Here is a 15,793-nt window from a genome sequence, read left to right as displayed (position 1 = left end):
TCGAAGGGCAGCCGCGTTAAGCGGTCATTATCCTTTTGTTTTGGTTAACTATTCGTCGACAATATGCTGCAATCCGCGTCCTCCCTTGCGGAGGTGAAGTCCTGACCGGCCCTCAAAAATCGGCTGGTCGTTACGAAGAGCTGCCATGCCGGGCCCGCGTTACCCCAAGTCTTCCATCTCCGGGAAGTCTCCCACCTCCGGGCCCCGATCGTCGGGGGCGACCCGGCGCGGCGCGCTTGGGATCTTGCTCGGCACGCCCTTGCTGTCTGCCTGCACCGGCGTGCAGCAGACCCTGAGCCAGTTCTCCAGTCCCCAGCCGGCGCCCGCGGGGCCGCCGCAGCAGGCCACCACTGCCGGCAACGGCGGGGTGAAGGTCGGCCTGATCCTGCCGCTGTCGGCCGCCGGCAATGCCGGGCTCGCCGCGCAGTCGATGCGCAACGCCGCCGAAATGGCGCTCGCCGAATTCCAGAACCCGAACATTCAGCTCCTGATCAAGGACGACAACGGCACGCCGCAGGGCGCGCAAGGCGGCGCGCAGCAGGCGGTCGACGAAGGCGCGGAGATCATTTTGGGTCCGCTGTTCGCCCAATCCGTGCCGGCTGTCGCGCAGGTCGCGCGCACGCGCGGCATCTCGGTGATGGCGTTCTCGACCGATGCCAGCATCGCCGGCCGCGGTGTCTTCCTGTTGAGCTTCCTGCCCGAGTCGGACGTCAACCGCATCGTCGAATATTCCGCCAGCATCGGGAAGCGCTCCTTCGCGGCGCTGCTGCCGGAGAATGCCTATGGCAATGTGGTGGAGGCGGCCTTCAAGGCGGCGGTGCCGCGGCGGGGCGGGCGCGTGGTCGCATTCGAGAAATTCGGCGGCGATCGCGCCACGCCGGCGCGCAACGTCGCGCAGGCGCTTGGCAGCGCGGATGCGCTGTTCATCGCCGATGACGGCGATTCCGTCGTCGCGGTGGCCGATGCGTTGACAGCGGCAGGCGCCAATTTGCGTAACATCCAGCTGCTCGGCACGGGGCTGTGGGACAATCCGCGCGTCTATGCCAGCCAGGCGCTCCAAGGCGGTCTCTACGCCGCACCCGACCCGGCGGGCTTTCGCGCCTTCTCCGGCCGCTACCGCACGAAATACGGCGCCGAGCCTGTGCGCACGGCAACGCTCGCCTATGATGCAGTCGCGCTCGTCGCAGCGCTCGCGCGCACGCAAGGCACCACGCGCTTCTCGCAGGACGTTCTCACCAACCCATCCGGCTTCGCCGGCATCGACGGCCTGTTCCGCTTCCGCGCCGATGGCACGAACGAGCGGGGATTAGCGGTGATGAAGGTGACGACCGGCGGCGGCGTCGCGGTCGCGGGCTCGCCAAAGAGTTTCGGGGCGTAGCTGCTTTCCTCAGCGTCGTCCTGGCGAAAGCCAGGACGACGATGGGAGAGAGCTTACGCCGCCAGATCCGCGACCACCGCATCCAGCACCGGAAATCCGCTGCTGGTCACGCGCAGGCGGCCGGTCGTGTCGACGGTGATGGCGCCTTCCTCGCGCAGAAGCGCGATGCGGCGGGGATCGAGCGTGCGGCCGGCGAGCGCGGCGTAGCGCTTGGGGTCGATGCCTTCGGCCAAGCGCAATCCCATCAGCAGGAATTCGTCGGCGCGCTCCTCGCTGTTGAGGAGCTCGTCGGTGACGACGCCGTCGCCATTGGTCTCGACCCGCATCAGCCAGGCCTCGGGACGCTTCTCGGTGGCAATCGCGTGCCTGATGCCGTCGATGTCGAGGCGGCCATGCGCGCCGGGGCCGATGCCGGCATATTCCTCGCCGCGCCAGTAGACCAGATTGTGCCGGCACTCGGCGCCGCGGCGTGCGTGATTGGAAATCTCGTAGGCGGGCAGGCCGAGCTTGTCGCAGGTCTCCTGCGTGACGTCATAGAGCGCGCGCGCGAGCGCCTCGTCAGGTGTCTTCAATTTGCCGGCCTGGTGCAGGCCGAAGAACGGCGTGCCTTCCTCGATGGTGAGCTGGTAGAGCGACAAATGCTCGGCGGCTTCATCGATGGCGTGGCGGAGCTCGCCCTCCCACATCGCCGGCGTCTGGTCGGGGCGGGCATAGATCAGGTCGAACGAGTAGCGGTCGAACGAGCGGCGCGCGATCGCAACCGCATCGAGCGCCTCGCGCGCGCTGTGCAGCCGTCCGAGCATCTTCAGCGAGACGTCATCAAGCGCCTGCACGCCGAGCGAGACGCGGTTGACGCCGGCTGTGCGATAGCCGGCAAAGCGCGTGGCCTCGACGCTGGTGGGATTGGCTTCCAGCGTGACTTCGACATCGCGAGCGACCTGCCAGTGCTTGCCGATCGCCTCCAACACGGCGCCGACGGTCGCCGGCTGCATCAGGGACGGCGTGCCGCCGCCGAGGAAGATCGAGGTGACCTCGCGGCCGGGCGTGCGCGCGGCCGTGGTCTCGATCTCGCGAGCGAAGGCGCGGGCGAAGCGCATCTCGTCGATGGCGGCGTGGCGGACATGGCTGTTGAAGTCGCAATAGGGACATTTCGACAGGCAGAACGGCCAGTGCACGTAGACGCCGAAGGCGTCCCTGTCAGCGCGGCTCAAGGCAGATCTCCGCAAGTTTCACGAAGGCGCGGGCACGGTGCGAGAGGCCAAGGCCCAAAGGCGGCAGGCCGTGCTTCTCGATGCTTTCCATCTCGCCAAAGGTGCGCGCATGGCCGTCGGGCAGGAACATCGGATCGTAGCCGAAGCCGGCGGTGCCGCGCGGCGGCCAGGCCAGCGTGCCGTCGACGCGCGCCTCGACCTCCTCGAGATGATCGTCAGGCCAGGCGACGCAGAGCGCGGAGACGAAGTGCGCCTTGCGCTTGTCCGGCGTGGTGGCGCCGCGCTCTTGCAACAGGCGCTCGATCTGCGCCATCGCGGCGGCGAAATCCTTCTTCGGGCCCGCCCAGCGCGCGCTGTAGATTCCCGGCGCGCCGTCGAGCGCGTCGACCACGATGCCGGAATCATCGGCGAAGGCCGGAAGCTTGGTCGCCTTTGCAGCGGCGATGGCCTTGATCGCGGCATTGCTGCGAAAGTCGTTGCCTGTCTCTTCCGGCTCGGGCAGGCCAAGCTCGCCGGCCGAGACTGCCTCGACGCCGTGCGGCGCGAGCAGCTCCCGCATCTCGGCAAGCTTGCCGGGATTGTGGGTCGCGATGATCAGCTTGCCTGTGATTCGCCGGTGCATGGCCTATTGACTACGCCACCGCCATTTTCTGCAAGTCCACGAGACGCGCGACACCCTTGCGGGCCAGCGCCATCAGCGACAGGAACTCGCCTTCCGTGAACGGCTCGCGTTCCGCGGTGCCCTGGACCTCGATGATACGGCCATCGCCCGTCATGACGAAATTGGCGTCGGTCTCGGCTTCGGAGTCCTCGGCATAATCGAGATCGAGCACCGGCGTGCCGTTGTAGATGCCGCAGGAGATCGCGGCGACGTTGTCGCGCAGCACGTTGGCCTTGATCATGTTGCGCGTCTTCATCCAGTTGATGCAGTCGGCGAGCGCGACCCAGGCGCCGGTGATCGAGGCCGTGCGCGTGCCGCCGTCGGCCTGGAGCACGTCGCAATCGACCGTGATCTGGCGCTCGCCGAGCGCTTCGAGATCGACGATGGTGCGAAGCGAGCGGCCGATCAGGCGCTGGATCTCGACGGTGCGGCCGCTCTGCTTGCCGGCGGAAGCCTCGCGTCGAGTACGTTCCGAGGTCGCGCGGGGCAACATGCCGTATTCGGCCGTGACCCAGCCACGGCCCTGGCCCTTCAACCACGGCGGCAAACGGTCCTCCAGCGTGGCGGTGACCAGCACATGGGTGTCGCCGAACTTCACGAGGCAGGAGCCTTCCGCATATTTGACCACGCCGCGCTCCAGCGTCACGGGGCGCAATTCGTCGGGCGCACGGCGGCTTGGCCGCATGGGAAATCCTCCAAAACTCGCAGGGAAAGGCTGTTCGCGGTGCTTGTAGGAGGGGGAAGGGGGCCCGGCAAGCGCTTTTCCCCCGGGGCGGCGAAACGCTGTCCCCACCCCGGCCAAAGACCCGCTTGTCAGGGGCCCTCCAGATGGACAAATTATGTGCAACTGAGAGGAGTTACCGTCTGTGGCCCATCACGATCCGATTCATCTGATCGCGCCGCGCGCAGGCCTCGCCCAGCTCAACGAGCGTTCTCGCGACATCTTTCGTCAAATCGTCGAGAGTTATCTGGCGACTGGCGAGCCGGTCGGCTCGCGCAATATTTCGCGCCTGATCGCGTTGCCGCTGTCGCCGGCCTCGGTGCGCAACGTCATGGCCGACCTGGAACAGCTCGGCCTGATCTATGCCCCGCACACCTCCGCCGGCCGGCTGCCGACGGAACTCGGCCTGCGCTTCTTCGTCGATGCCCTGATGCAGGTCGGTGAGCTGAACGAGGCCGAGCGGCAATCGATCCAGAGCCAGCTCACCACCGTCGGTCACGCCCAGTCGGTCGAGGCGGCCCTGGAGGAGGCGCTGACGCGGCTGTCGGGCCTCACCCGCGCCGCGGCCGTCGTCTTGACGCCGAAATCCAATGCGCGGCTGAAGCATATCGAATTCGTCCGCCTGGAACCGGAGCGTGCGCTGGTGATCCTGGTCGGCGAGGACGGCCAGGTCGAGAACCGCGTGCTGACGCTGCCGCTCGGGGTTCCCTCCTCGGCGCTGACGGAGGCTTCCAACTTCCTCAATGCCCGTATCCGCGGCCGTACCCTGGCCGAGGCGCGGCTCGAGCTGGAAACCGCACTCGGGCAGGCCCGCGCCGAGCTCGACCAGCTCACCCAGAAGGTGATCTCGGCGGGCATCGCGAGCTGGTCCGGCGGCGAGAACGAGGACCGCCAGCTCATCGTGCGCGGCCACGCCAATCTGCTCGAAGACCTCCATGCGCTGGAGGATCTCGAGCGGGTGCGGCTGCTGTTCGACGATCTCGAGACCAAGCGCGGCGTGATCGACCTGCTCGGGCGCGCCGAGACCGCCGAGGGCGTGCGCATCTTCATCGGCTCGGAGAACAAGCTGTTCTCGCTGTCGGGCTCCTCGACGATCATCTCGCCGTATCGGGATGCCGCCGGTCACATCGTCGGTGTTCTGGGCGTGATCGGGCCGACCCGGCTGAATTATGCCCGCGTGATTCCGACCGTGGATTACGCCGCCCGCATCGTCAGCCGCCTTTTGGGTGGCTGACGACCGTTTTCGCCTGATCACGGGTGCTTGATTTTCGCGCTGCGAAGCACGATATCCCGGCGAGAAAAATCCCAGACGACTTTTAGACCAGACGAGTTCGAGAAGGCAGCCGATGACCGAGCGAGACCGGCAATCCGAAGACACGACCGCGCCGACCGGCGAGCCCGTGGTGTCGAAGCCCTACATCATGCCCGACGATCCGGAACCCGGTTCGGTCGAGGTCTTGCAGAAGGAAGCCGCCGAGGCGCGCGACCGCATGCTGCGGACGCTGGCCGAGATGGAGAATTTGCGCAAGCGCACCACCAAGGAGGTCGCCGACGCGCGCCTCTACGGCATCACCGGTTTTGCGCGCGACGTGCTCGACATCGCCGACAACCTCCAGCGTGCGCTCGATGCGGTGCCGGCCGAGGCGCGTGCCAATGCCGATCCCGGCCTCACCGCGCTGATCGAGGGCGTGGAGCTCACCGAGCGCTCGCTGCTCAACGCGCTGGAAAAACACGGCGTGAAGAAGTTCGACCCCTCGGGCCAGAAGTTCGATCCGAACTTCCAGCAGGCGATGTTCGAGGTGCCCGATCCGTCGGTGCCGTCGGGCACCGTGGTCCAGGTCGTGCAGGCCGGCTACACGATCGGCGAGCGCGTGCTGCGCCCGGCCCTCGTCGGCGTCGCCAAGGGCGGCGCGAAGGCGGCTGCCGCCGCCAACAACAACGAGTCGAACGGCGCGGCGTAAGCCGTGTTCTGAAAGTTATGTCGTCATTCCGGGTTCGGCTCTTCGAGCCGCCCCGGAATGACGGTTTGCGCGCCTTACGCCGTGGCCGCGATATCCGCAGACTGGATCCGCTTCACGCCGGCCTTGGCCATGTCGGCCCAGGCTTTCGCGAGCGAGCCTTGCGTGTCGATGCCGCGGCAGGCGTCCTCCACCACATAGACCTCGAAGCCGGCCTTGCGCGCGTCGAGCGCGGTCCAGGCGACGCAGAAATCGGTTGCGAGACCCGCGACGAAGACGCGCTTGATCTTGCGCGACTTCAGATAGGCGGCGAGGCCGGTCGATGTCTTGCCGTCGGCCTCCAGGAAGGCCGAGTAGCTGTCGACGTCCTTGTGAAAGCCCTTGCGGATAATGAGCTCGGCCTGCGGGATCGACAGGTCCTTCGAGAGCGCGGCGCCGTCGGTGCCCTGCACGCAATGGTCGGGCCACAGCACCTGCTTGCCATAGGGCAGGTCGATGGTCTCGAACGGTTTCTTGCCGGAGTGAACAGAGGCGAACGACACGTGCCCCGGCGTGTGCCAGTCCTGCGTCATCACGACATTGGCGAAGGATTTGGCGATCTTGTTGATCACCGGCACCACCTGCTCGCCTTCCTTCACGGCGAGGCTGCCGCCGGGCAGGAAGCAGTTTTGCACGTCGATCACCAGCAGCGCGGAGGCATCATCGGGTTTGATCGCCGTCGCTGCCTTGAGCTTGCTTGAAACGAAGCTCGCGAGAGCAACAGTGGAAACGCCCGCGAGTACTTTGCGCCGATCCAGCATCGTACGTCCTCCCTCCAGGATGAACCTAACGGGAGGGGAGGCTAGTTCCATTTGTGTACGAACAAAAGCCCGAAAATGCGGCCGGCTTTGGCTAGGGAGTGAGCTGTTGCCGCAAGCTCGGTGCACCTCTCCCGCTTGCGGGAGAGGTCGGCGCAAGGCGCCGGGTGAGGGCTTTCTCCTCTTGGGGGTTCTCGATTGCGGAGACACCCTCTCCCCAGCCCTCCCCCGCAAGCGGGGATGGAGCGCGCCGTCCATTGTAAAGACGGCTACCCTTTCGGCTGGATGCCGTCGCGCACCGCACGGAAGCGCGTGAAGGACTCCGACCACTGGTCGCGCGGGGCGCTGGCGATGATGCGCAGCGACGTGCCGCCGCCGAAGCGGATCCATTGCACGACCGTGACAGGCGTCTTGTCCTTGCCGCTGACGCCGTCGAGCCGGGTTTCCATCGCCGGCTGGCCGTTGACGCGGATCTGCTCGGACATGGTGATTCTGGACTCGCGCAAGCCGGGGATCTGCATCGCTGCCTCCTGCGCGAAGCGGGCGCGATCATCCGCCTGCTGCGGCGTTGCGCCGATCAGGCCGATGATCATGTACGGCTTGGGCTCGAATCCCGTGGTCTCGTCGCCGTCGGCCAGCACGACGCTGGCGCCGGGCGACAGCGTGCGGACATTCTTGAAGTCGGCGAGATCGGTGATCCTGAACGGCATCTGCCCGAGCTGCTCGTCGACCGGCACCTCCTTGCGCGTCACCGCGGTGGCGAACATCTGCCGCACGGCGTCGTCCGAGTAGATCTTGGTGGCATTCTCGGGGACCTGCACGGCGACATAGCCGGAAAAGCCGGCGCCCGGCACGATCATCGAATACCGCTTCACCGTCTCCGCGCCGTTCTTGCCGGTCTCGACGGTGTAATAGGCAAGACCCGCCGGCGTATCGAGCTTGTCCGGCTTGATGTTGCCCATGCCGCCGGGATTGGTCTTGAAGGCGTTGGCGACCTCGCCATAGGCGTCGGACGGCAGCTCGGTGACCAGCACCTTGACGCCTCCGTCGTCGCTCTCGAAGCCCGGAAAGGTCTTGGCCTGGGAGAGGCCGATCAACGGCACCATGCCGACGCGCGCACCCGGCGGGAAAACGGCATCGGCCGCGAGGGCCGGAAGGGCGGAAGCAATGGCAAAGACGAGCGCGGCGAGGGGGCGTATCAATTTCATGGCTAGTCTACTTGGTCCATATTGAGGCCGTTCGATGGTCGGCCGTCGGGCCCTTTGTCGCGCGGGGCGCGGTCCCTGGCGGAGCTGTCCGGCCGTCCAGGCCTTTGTCGCCCGCTCTATTAACGGGTTTGGCCGAGCCGTAACAGGGTTGGACACGATAGCCCGGCGCTGAGGACTGAACCCCTTAATAAACCCTCACCAAGAGCGGCTTTCGAGGCCGGTATGATCTTCCAAAACCCAATGTTTTCGCGGCTGAAACTTGCGTTCGGTCCTTGCGGGCCCCTCCCCCCCTCCTATATGAGCCTCAACCATCGCAATATCGCGGATGTTTGATCTTAGGGGGTTTTGGATCGGGTGCCTTCTGGGCCCAACCAACCTGCCGCAAAAAGAAGGATATCAGGACCATGGGAAAGGTCATTGGGATCGACCTCGGCACCACGAACTCGTGCGTCGCCGTAATGGATGGCAAGAACGCCAAAGTTATCGAGAATTCCGAGGGCATGCGCACGACGCCTTCGATCGTCGCCGTCACGGACGACGGTGAGCGCCTCGTCGGCCAGCCCGCCAAGCGCCAGGCCGTCACGAATCCCGAGCGCACCTTCTTCGCAGTGAAGCGCCTCATCGGCCGCCGCTACGACGACCCGATGGTCGAGAAGGACAAGAAGCTCGTTCCGTACAAGATCGTAAAGGCTTCCAACGGCGACGCCTGGGTCGAGGCCGATGGCCAGACCTATTCGCCCTCGCAGGTCTCGGCGTTCATCTTGCAGAAGATGAAGGAGACCGCGGAAGCCCATCTCGGCCAGAAGGTCGATCAGGCCGTCATCACCGTTCCCGCCTACTTCAACGACGCCCAGCGCCAGGCAACGAAAGACGCCGGCAAGATCGCGGGCCTCGAAGTGCTGCGCATCATCAACGAGCCGACCGCGGCTGCGCTCGCCTATGGTCTGGACAAGACCAAGACCGGCACGATCGCGGTTTACGACCTCGGCGGCGGAACGTTCGATATCTCCATTCTCGAGATCGGCGACGGCGTGTTCGAGGTGAAGTCGACCAACGGCGACACCTTCCTCGGCGGCGAGGATTTCGACATGCGCCTCGTTGGCTATCTTGCCGATGAGTTCCAGAAGGAGCAGGGCATCAACCTGCGCAACGACAAGCTCGCTTTGCAGCGCCTGAAGGAAGCCGCTGAAAAGGCCAAGATCGAGCTGTCCTCGACGACACAGACCGAGATCAACCTGCCGTTCATCACGGCGGACCAGACCGGGCCGAAGCATCTGACCATGAAGCTCACCCGCGCCAAGTTCGAGGCGCTGGTCGACGACCTCATCCAGAAGACCGTCGAGCCCTGCCGCAAGGCGCTGAAGGATGCCGGCGTCACCGCCGGTGAGATCGGCGAAGTCGTTCTGGTCGGCGGCATGTCGCGCATGCCGAAGGTCCAGGAAGTCGTGAAGCAACTGTTCGGCAAGGAGCCGCACAAGGGCGTCAACCCGGACGAAGTCGTGGCGATCGGCGCCGCGATCCAGGCCGGCGTGCTCCAGGGCGACGTCAAGGACGTGCTGCTGCTCGACGTGACCCCGCTGTCGCTGGGCATCGAGACGCTGGGCGGCGTGTTCACCCGCATCATCGACCGCAACACCACGATCCCGACCAAGAAGAGCCAGGTGTTCTCGACCGCCGAGGACAACCAGAACGCGGTCACCATCCGCGTCTTCCAGGGCGAGCGTGAGATGGCGGCCGACAACAAGATGCTCGGCCAGTTCGACCTGATGGGCATTCCGCCGGCCCCGCGCGGCATGCCGCAGATCGAGGTGACCTTCGACATCGACGCCAACGGCATCGTCAACGTGTCGGCCAAGGACAAGGCGACCGGCAAGGAGCAGCAGATCCGCATCCAGGCCTCCGGTGGTCTGTCGGAAGCCGACATCGACAAGATGGTCAAGGACGCCGAGGCCAATGCCGCGGCCGACAAGCAGCGCCGCGAGGCGGTCGACGCCAAGAACCATGCCGACGCGCTGGTGCATTCCACCGAGAAGGCGCTGGCCGAGCACGGCTCGAAGGTCGCCGAGACGGAGCGCCGAGCCATCGAGGATGCCGTCAGCGATCTCAAGGAAGCGCTGAAGGGCGACGATGCCGAGGCGATCAAGGCCAAGACCAACACGCTGGCCCAGGCTTCGATGAAGCTCGGCGAAGCCATGTACAAGCAGCAGGCCGAGGCCGACGCCAAGAAGGATGCGGCCAAGGACGACGTCGTCGACGCGGAGTTCACCGAAGTCGACGACGACAAGACCAACAAGAAGTCCGCCTGAACCCGTTGAGGTTCATGATGCGGACGGCTTGCACCCATGCTGCGATTGCCTCCCCCCACAAGGGGGAGGCTGTCGTGCCGGGTCAGGCGGGGTGCGTCCCCGTTACGTCAGATCAACTCCCAGCCGCTATTCTGCATGCAGCCATGCAGCCCATTGCCGTGAGGCGAGGGGGTGCTCATATCGTCGCGTGGCGACGCTGTTTTGTCCCGGCCTGAACGACCGACCGAGCTCACAATGTCCACCAAGCGCTGCTACTACGAAACCCTCGAAGTCGAACGCGACGCCGACGATTCCGTATTGAAATCGTCCTTCCGCAAGCTGGCGATGAAATTCCATCCCGACCGCAATCCCGGGGATGATTCGAGCGAAGTTCGCTTCAAGGAGATCAACGAGGCCTATGAGGTCCTGAAGGACAAGGACAAGCGCGCGGCCTACGACCGCTATGGTCATGCGGCCTTCGAGCAGGGCGGTGGCTTCGGCGGCGGTGGCGCCGGTTTCGGCGCGGGCTTCGCCTCGTCATTCTCGGACATTTTCGAAGACCTGTTCGGCATGGCCGGACAGCGCGGCCGCGGCGGCCGTGAGCGTGGGGCCGACCTGCGCTACAACATGGAGATCACGCTCGAGGAGGCCTTCGGCGGCAAGACCGCGCAGATCGAGATCCCGGTCTCCGTCACCTGCGAATCCTGTTCGGGGACCGGCGCCAAGGCCGGCACCAAGCCGAAGACCTGCTCGACCTGCGCCGGCGCCGGCCGCGTGCGGCAGTCGCAGGGCTTCTTCACGCTGGAGCGCACCTGCCCGGGCTGCCAGGGCCGCGGCCAGATGATCGAGGACGCCTGCCCGTCCTGTGTCGGGCAAGGCCGCGTCACGCGGGAGCGGACGCTGTCGGTCAATATTCCCCAGGGCGTCGAGGACGGCACGCGGATCAGGCTCGCCGGCGAAGGCGAGGCGGGGGTGCGCGGCGGTCCGTCCGGCGACCTCTACATTTTCCTCTCGCTGTCCCAGCACCAGTTCTTCCAGCGCGACGGCGCCGATTTGCATTGCCGCGTGCCGATCTCGATGGTCACGGCGGCCCTGGGCGGCGAGTTCGAAGTGCCGACCATCGACAAGGGTAAGTCCAAGGTGAAGATTCCGGCCGGAACCCAGTCCGGTCGCCGATTCCGCATTGCATCAAAGGGCATGCCGGTGCTGCGCTCGCGCCAGACCGGCGACATGTATGTCCAGGTCGCGGTCGAGACCCCGCAAAATCTCACCAAAAAGCAGCAGGAATTGCTGGCCGAGTTCGAAAAGCTCTCCTCCGGCGTGACCCAGCCGGAATCCGCGGGCTTCTTCGCCAAGGTCAAGGATTTCTTCGGTAATCGGGCGAATTGACTCGGCTTGACCGTATCGTTCGCGGCCTATACGTCTTTATGACCATTTTCTGACACGCCGCGGCGACGCGGTCCCGTCCGGTCCTGACATGCCCATGCAATCGTCCGTGCGCGCGTTGAAGAAGCCCCGTCTCGACGACGAGGTCCGCTTTCTCAGGTCGTGGATCGAAAAGCCGCTCCACATGGGGGCGGTGATGCCGTCGGGCCGGCTGCTCGCCCGCACCATGGCGCAGTATGTCGATCTCGATGCGGACGGACCGGTGGTCGAGCTCGGGCCCGGCACCGGCGCCATCACCAGCGCGCTGGTCGAGCGCGGCATCGATCAGAAGCGCCTCGTCCTCGTCGAATACAATCCCGGCTTCTGCGCGCTGCTGCGCGACCGCTATCCGCAAGCCACGGTGGTGCAGGGCGATGCCTACCGCCTGCGCGACACGCTCTGGAAGGTGCTGAGCGCGCCTGCCTCTGCCGTCGTCTCCGGCCTGCCGCTGGTCACCAAGCCGATGTTCACGCGCCTGCGCCTCATCCGCGATGCCTTCACGGCGCTCGCGCCCGGCGCGCCCTTCGTGCAGTTCACCTATTCGGTGGTGCCGCCGATCCCGAAATCGCTGCCCGGCGTGTCCACAGAGGCCTCGGAACGGATCTGGATGAACCTTCCGCCGGCCCGCGTCTGGGTGTATCGCAAGGGCTAATTCCGTCGGCTTTCGTCTTCGCGCGGCGGATCCTTTTCGCCGAACGCGTTTTTCTGGATGGCCGCACCAAAGATACTGATCATACCCGGCTCGCTGCGCACAGGCTCGCACAATGCGAAGCTGGCGGCGGTCGCCGCCTATGAATTCGCCCAGGCCGGCGTCGACGTCACCCGCATCTCGCTCGCCGACTTTCCGCTGCCGATCTATGACGAAGACCTGCATGTGAAGTCCGGCGTGCCCAAGCACGCGGTCAATCTGAAGCGCATGATCGGCGCGCATCAGGGGATCTTGATCGTCACGCCCGAATACAATGCCTCCGTGCCGCCGCTGCTCAAGAATGCGATCGACTGGATCACTCGCGTCCAGGACCCGCACGAGAGGCGCGGCGAAGTTTTCCGCAACCGCGCCTTCGCAATCGCCGGCGCCTCGCAGAGCAGGCTCGGCGGCGCGCGTGCGCTAGGGGCCTTGCGGCTGATCCTGAGCTCGTGCCACGCCAATGTGATTGCCAGCCAGCTCGCGCTCGCCTTTGCCGACCAGGCCTATGACGATATGGACAGGCTGAAGAACGAGAGCGATATCGCTGCGTTGCAGGACCTGGTGCGGCAACTGATCGACATTTCCCAACGCATGATGTGAGGTGACATGACGCAAGCCGAAATCGCCCCCCGCGACCGCCTGATCGTCGCGCTCGACCTGCCGAGCCCGGAATTGGCGGAGACGATGATCGATCGGCTTGGCGACAGCGTCACCTTCTACAAGATCGGCTATCGGCTCACTTATGCCGGCGGCTTGCCCCTGGTCGGCAAGCTCGCGGACCGCGGCAAGAAAGTGTTTCTCGATCTCAAGCTGCACGACATCGGCAATACGGTGATGCAGGGCGTCCAGAGCATCGGCAAACTCGGCGCGACCTTTCTCACGGTGCACGCTTATCCGCAGACCATGAAGGCGGCGGTCGAGGGGCGTGGCGCGTCGGCCCTGAAGATTCTCGGCGTGACCGTGCTGACCTCCTACAATGATGACGATCTGCATGCGGCCGGTTACCGGATCGGCGTCTCCGAGCTTGTCGAGGCGCGTGCGCAGCAGGCGCAGGTGCTCGGCGTCGACGGGCTCGTCTGCGCGCCCGAGGAAGCAGGTAGCTTGCGCAAGGTCGTTGGCCACCAGATGACCCTCGTCACGCCCGGCATCCGTCCCGCAGGCGCGCCGACCGGCGACCAGAAGCGCATCATGACGCCGGGACGCGCGCTCGCCGCGGGCGCCGACTATCTCGTGGTGGGACGTCCCATCATCGAAGCCACAGATCCCAAGGCAGCGGCCGAGGCCATCCAGACAGAGATCGCGCAGGCGCTGACCTGAACATCAACGAGGAGAAGAAGAATGACGGCAAAAGGCTACTGGATCGGGCGCGTCGACGTTCACAATGACGAGGGCTACAAGGTCTATGCGGCGGCGAACGCCGCCATCTTCAAGAAATGGGGCGGCCGTTTTGTCGTTCGCGGCGGCAAGCTCACCACTGTCGAGGGCGCCAGCCGTAGCCGCAACGTCGTGATCGAATTCCCCGACTACGAGACCGCGCTCGCCTGCTACAACTCGCCGGAATACCAGGCCAACATCAAGGTGCGCCAGCCGCACTCGATCGCCGATCTCATCGTCATCGAAGGCTACGACGGCCCGCAGCCGTAAGCTTCCTCCGTCATTCCGGGTTCGCCCTTCGGGTGCGCCGGAATGACGATGATGGTTGCCCCCTCGGTTGCCGGAACAGCATCCCCCCGCTACAACGGGCCCCGAAGAGGATCACACCATGTCCGACATGCGCTTGATTGTTGCTGGAGCCGGCGGCCGGATGGGCCGGACGCTGACGCGTGCGATTACCGAGACCAAAGGCGCGGTGCTGGTTGGCGCGCTGGAGGCGCCCGGATCGGAACTCCTGGGCAAGGATTCCGGCGTTCTCGCAGGTCTCCCGGCCAATGGCGTGACGCTTTCGGCCGATCTCTGGGCGATGTCGGCCGAGGCCGACGGCATTCTCGACTTCACGGTGCCGGCCGCGACCATTGCCAATGTCGCGATCGCCGCACAGCGCGGGCTCGTTCATGTCATCGGTACGACCGGTCTCTCGGCGTCCGATGACGCGGTGATCAAGAGCGTCACCAACCGCGCCGTTGTCGTCAAATCCGGTAACATGAGCCTCGGCGTCAATCTGCTCACCGCGCTGGTCAAGCGCGTGGCGCAGTCGCTGGGCGACGACTTCGATATCGAAATCGTGGAATCGCACCACCGTGCCAAGGTCGACGCGCCCTCGGGCACGGCACTGATGCTGGGCGAAGCCGCAGCGAGCGGCCGCGGCATTTCGCTGAGGGATCATTCGGCCCGTGGCCGCGATGGCATCACCGGCGCGCGTAAGCCCGGCGATATCGGCTTTGCCTCCCTGCGTGGCGGTACCGTCGCCGGTGAGCACAGCGTGAGCTTTCTCGGCCCGTTCGAGCGCCTGACGCTGTCGCATCTCGCCGAGGACCGCATGCTGTTCGCCCATGGCGCGCTGAAGGCGGCGCTGTGGGCCCACGGCAAGAAGCCGGGCCTCTACTCGATGGCCGATGTGCTCGGCCTCGGCGATACCTGATCAATCGAACGCAAGGAACGGACAGCAGGAATGAGCGAACGTCTTCTCGTGCTCGTGCGCCACGGCCAGAGCGAATGGAATCTGAAGAACCTGTTCACGGGATGGAAGGATCCCGATCTCACCGAGCAGGGCGTGGCGGAAGCCAAGGACGCCGGCCGCAAGCTGAAGGCCAATGGCCTCGTCTTCGACGTCGCCTTCACCTCGGTGCTGACGCGCGCCCAGCATACGCTCGATCTCATCCTCACTGAGCTCGGCCAGACCGGACTACCCACCTCGAAGGACCTCGCGCTGAACGAGCGCGACTATGGCGATCTCTCCGGCCTCAACAAGGACGACGCCCGCAAGAAATGGGGCGAGGAGCAGGTCCATGTCTGGCGCCGTTCCTACGATGTGCCGCCGCCCGGCGGCGAAAGCCTGAAGGACACGCTCGCGCGCGCGCTGCCTTACTACGTGCAAGAGATCTTGCCGGGCGTGCTCAACGGCAAGCGCACGCTGGTTGCCGCCCACGGCAACTCGCTGCGCGCGCTGATCATGGTGCTGGAAAAGCTCTCGCCGGAAGGCATCTTGAAGCGCGAGCTGGCGACGGGCGTTCCGATCATCTACCGGCTGAATGCGGATTCGACGGTGGCGTCGAAGCTGGATCTGGCGTCGTAAGGCGCCTCAGCACATTCGGTGTCGTCCTGGCGAAAGCCAGGACCTATAACCGCCGGCCTTCGTTGTTGCGAAGACTGGTGGTCAGCACTTCGCGCCACAATAGCTCCCTGGGGTGATGGTGTGGACGGCCCCCTACGGCATCAGTGTGCCAGAATGAGGTTGTCAGAAACTCATTCACAGGAGCCGTCCGTGAGCCAGATTATCCGTATTGGGATGGATACGTCGAAGT

At 65.4% G+C, this 15,793-nt stretch carries 16 protein-coding genes; 11 read left to right on the top strand and 5 right to left on the bottom strand.

The window, feature by feature from the left end:
* Positions 1 to 145 precede the first annotated feature (145 nt).
* Positions 146 to 1,378 carry a penicillin-binding protein activator gene (locus tag ACV1FX_RS31475; RefSeq protein ID WP_473121432.1) on the top strand — a complete coding sequence of 411 codons (1,233 nt, stop codon included), beginning with the start codon at positions 146 to 148 and terminating at the stop codon, positions 1,376 to 1,378.
* Positions 1,379 to 1,431: 53 nt separating this feature from the next.
* Here ACV1FX_RS31475 and hemW read toward each other — a convergent pair whose 3' ends face one another.
* The 3 genes from hemW to rph are packed head-to-tail and all read right to left on the bottom strand — an operon-like array spanning position 1,432 to position 3,935.
* A complete protein-coding gene (gene hemW / locus ACV1FX_RS31470; RefSeq protein ID WP_473121431.1) occupies positions 1,432 to 2,589 on the bottom strand; it encodes a radical SAM family heme chaperone HemW in 1,158 nt (385 codons plus the stop codon).
* Positions 2,576 to 3,211, bottom strand: coding sequence for an RdgB/HAM1 family non-canonical purine NTP pyrophosphatase (gene rdgB, locus ACV1FX_RS31465; protein WP_473121430.1), 636 nt, complete (start codon positions 3,209 to 3,211; stop codon positions 2,576 to 2,578). Before rdgB ends, hemW begins: the two co-directional genes overlap by 14 nt.
* A 10-nt stretch (positions 3,212 to 3,221) precedes the next feature.
* Positions 3,222 to 3,935 carry a ribonuclease PH gene (gene rph / locus ACV1FX_RS31460; protein WP_473121429.1) on the bottom strand — a complete coding sequence of 238 codons (714 nt, stop codon included), beginning with the start codon at positions 3,933 to 3,935 and terminating at the stop codon, positions 3,222 to 3,224.
* Between the two features lie 181 nt (positions 3,936 to 4,116).
* Between rph and hrcA the strand changes: the two genes are divergently transcribed.
* Positions 4,117 to 5,205, top strand: coding sequence for a heat-inducible transcriptional repressor HrcA (hrcA, locus tag ACV1FX_RS31455; protein WP_473121428.1), 1,089 nt, complete (start codon positions 4,117 to 4,119; stop codon positions 5,203 to 5,205).
* A 112-nt stretch (positions 5,206 to 5,317) separates the two neighbouring features.
* Complete coding sequence (gene grpE, locus ACV1FX_RS31450) at positions 5,318 to 5,932, top strand: nucleotide exchange factor GrpE (protein WP_473121427.1); 615 nt, start codon at positions 5,318 to 5,320, stop codon at positions 5,930 to 5,932.
* Positions 5,933 to 6,006: 74 nt separating this feature from the next.
* On the opposite strand, the gene pncA is transcribed toward grpE, so the two are convergent.
* Positions 6,007 to 6,729, bottom strand: a complete 723-nt coding sequence (pncA, locus tag ACV1FX_RS31445; RefSeq protein WP_473121426.1) for a bifunctional nicotinamidase/pyrazinamidase — start codon at positions 6,727 to 6,729, stop codon at positions 6,007 to 6,009.
* A 266-nt stretch (positions 6,730 to 6,995) separates the two neighbouring features.
* Entirely contained in the window at positions 6,996 to 7,934 is a 939-nt protein-coding gene (locus tag ACV1FX_RS31440) for a hypothetical protein (protein ID WP_473121425.1), read from the bottom strand.
* A gap of 404 nt (positions 7,935 to 8,338) precedes the next feature.
* Here ACV1FX_RS31440 and dnaK point away from each other — a divergent pair, with 404 nt between their 5' ends.
* The 8 genes from dnaK to ACV1FX_RS31400 all read left to right on the top strand — a co-directional run bounded on the left by dnaK (position 8,339) and on the right by ACV1FX_RS31400 (position 15,564).
* A complete protein-coding gene (gene dnaK / locus ACV1FX_RS31435) occupies positions 8,339 to 10,240 on the top strand; it encodes a molecular chaperone DnaK (RefSeq protein WP_473121424.1) in 1,902 nt (633 codons plus the stop codon).
* A gap of 234 nt (positions 10,241 to 10,474) precedes the next feature.
* On the top strand, positions 10,475 to 11,608 hold the full coding sequence (gene dnaJ / locus ACV1FX_RS31430) for a molecular chaperone DnaJ (protein WP_473121423.1): 1,134 nt from the start codon (positions 10,475 to 10,477) through the stop codon (positions 11,606 to 11,608).
* Between the two features lie 88 nt (positions 11,609 to 11,696).
* Entirely contained in the window at positions 11,697 to 12,296 is a 600-nt protein-coding gene (locus ACV1FX_RS31425; RefSeq protein WP_473121422.1) for a class I SAM-dependent methyltransferase, read from the top strand.
* A gap of 57 nt (positions 12,297 to 12,353) precedes the next feature.
* A complete protein-coding gene (locus tag ACV1FX_RS31420) occupies positions 12,354 to 12,932 on the top strand; it encodes an NADPH-dependent FMN reductase (RefSeq protein WP_473121421.1) in 579 nt (192 codons plus the stop codon).
* 6 nt (positions 12,933 to 12,938) lie between these two features.
* Positions 12,939 to 13,649 (top strand): orotidine-5'-phosphate decarboxylase, encoded by a 711-nt coding sequence (pyrF, locus tag ACV1FX_RS31415; RefSeq protein WP_473121420.1) that lies wholly within the window; start codon positions 12,939 to 12,941, stop codon positions 13,647 to 13,649.
* Between the two features lie 21 nt (positions 13,650 to 13,670).
* On the top strand, positions 13,671 to 13,976 hold the full coding sequence (locus ACV1FX_RS31410; protein WP_473121419.1) for a DUF1330 domain-containing protein: 306 nt from the start codon (positions 13,671 to 13,673) through the stop codon (positions 13,974 to 13,976).
* Between the two features lie 118 nt (positions 13,977 to 14,094).
* Positions 14,095 to 14,910 (top strand): 4-hydroxy-tetrahydrodipicolinate reductase, encoded by an 816-nt coding sequence (gene dapB / locus ACV1FX_RS31405; RefSeq protein WP_473121418.1) that lies wholly within the window; start codon positions 14,095 to 14,097, stop codon positions 14,908 to 14,910.
* A gap of 30 nt (positions 14,911 to 14,940) precedes the next feature.
* A complete protein-coding gene (locus tag ACV1FX_RS31400) occupies positions 14,941 to 15,564 on the top strand; it encodes a 2,3-bisphosphoglycerate-dependent phosphoglycerate mutase (RefSeq protein ID WP_473121417.1) in 624 nt (207 codons plus the stop codon).
* Positions 15,565 to 15,793 lie beyond the last annotated feature (229 nt).

The organism is Bradyrhizobium ingae, from assembly GCF_055791185.1.
The sequence above is the reverse complement of the archived record's forward strand: the minus strand, read 5'-3'. Positions and strand labels throughout refer to the sequence as shown.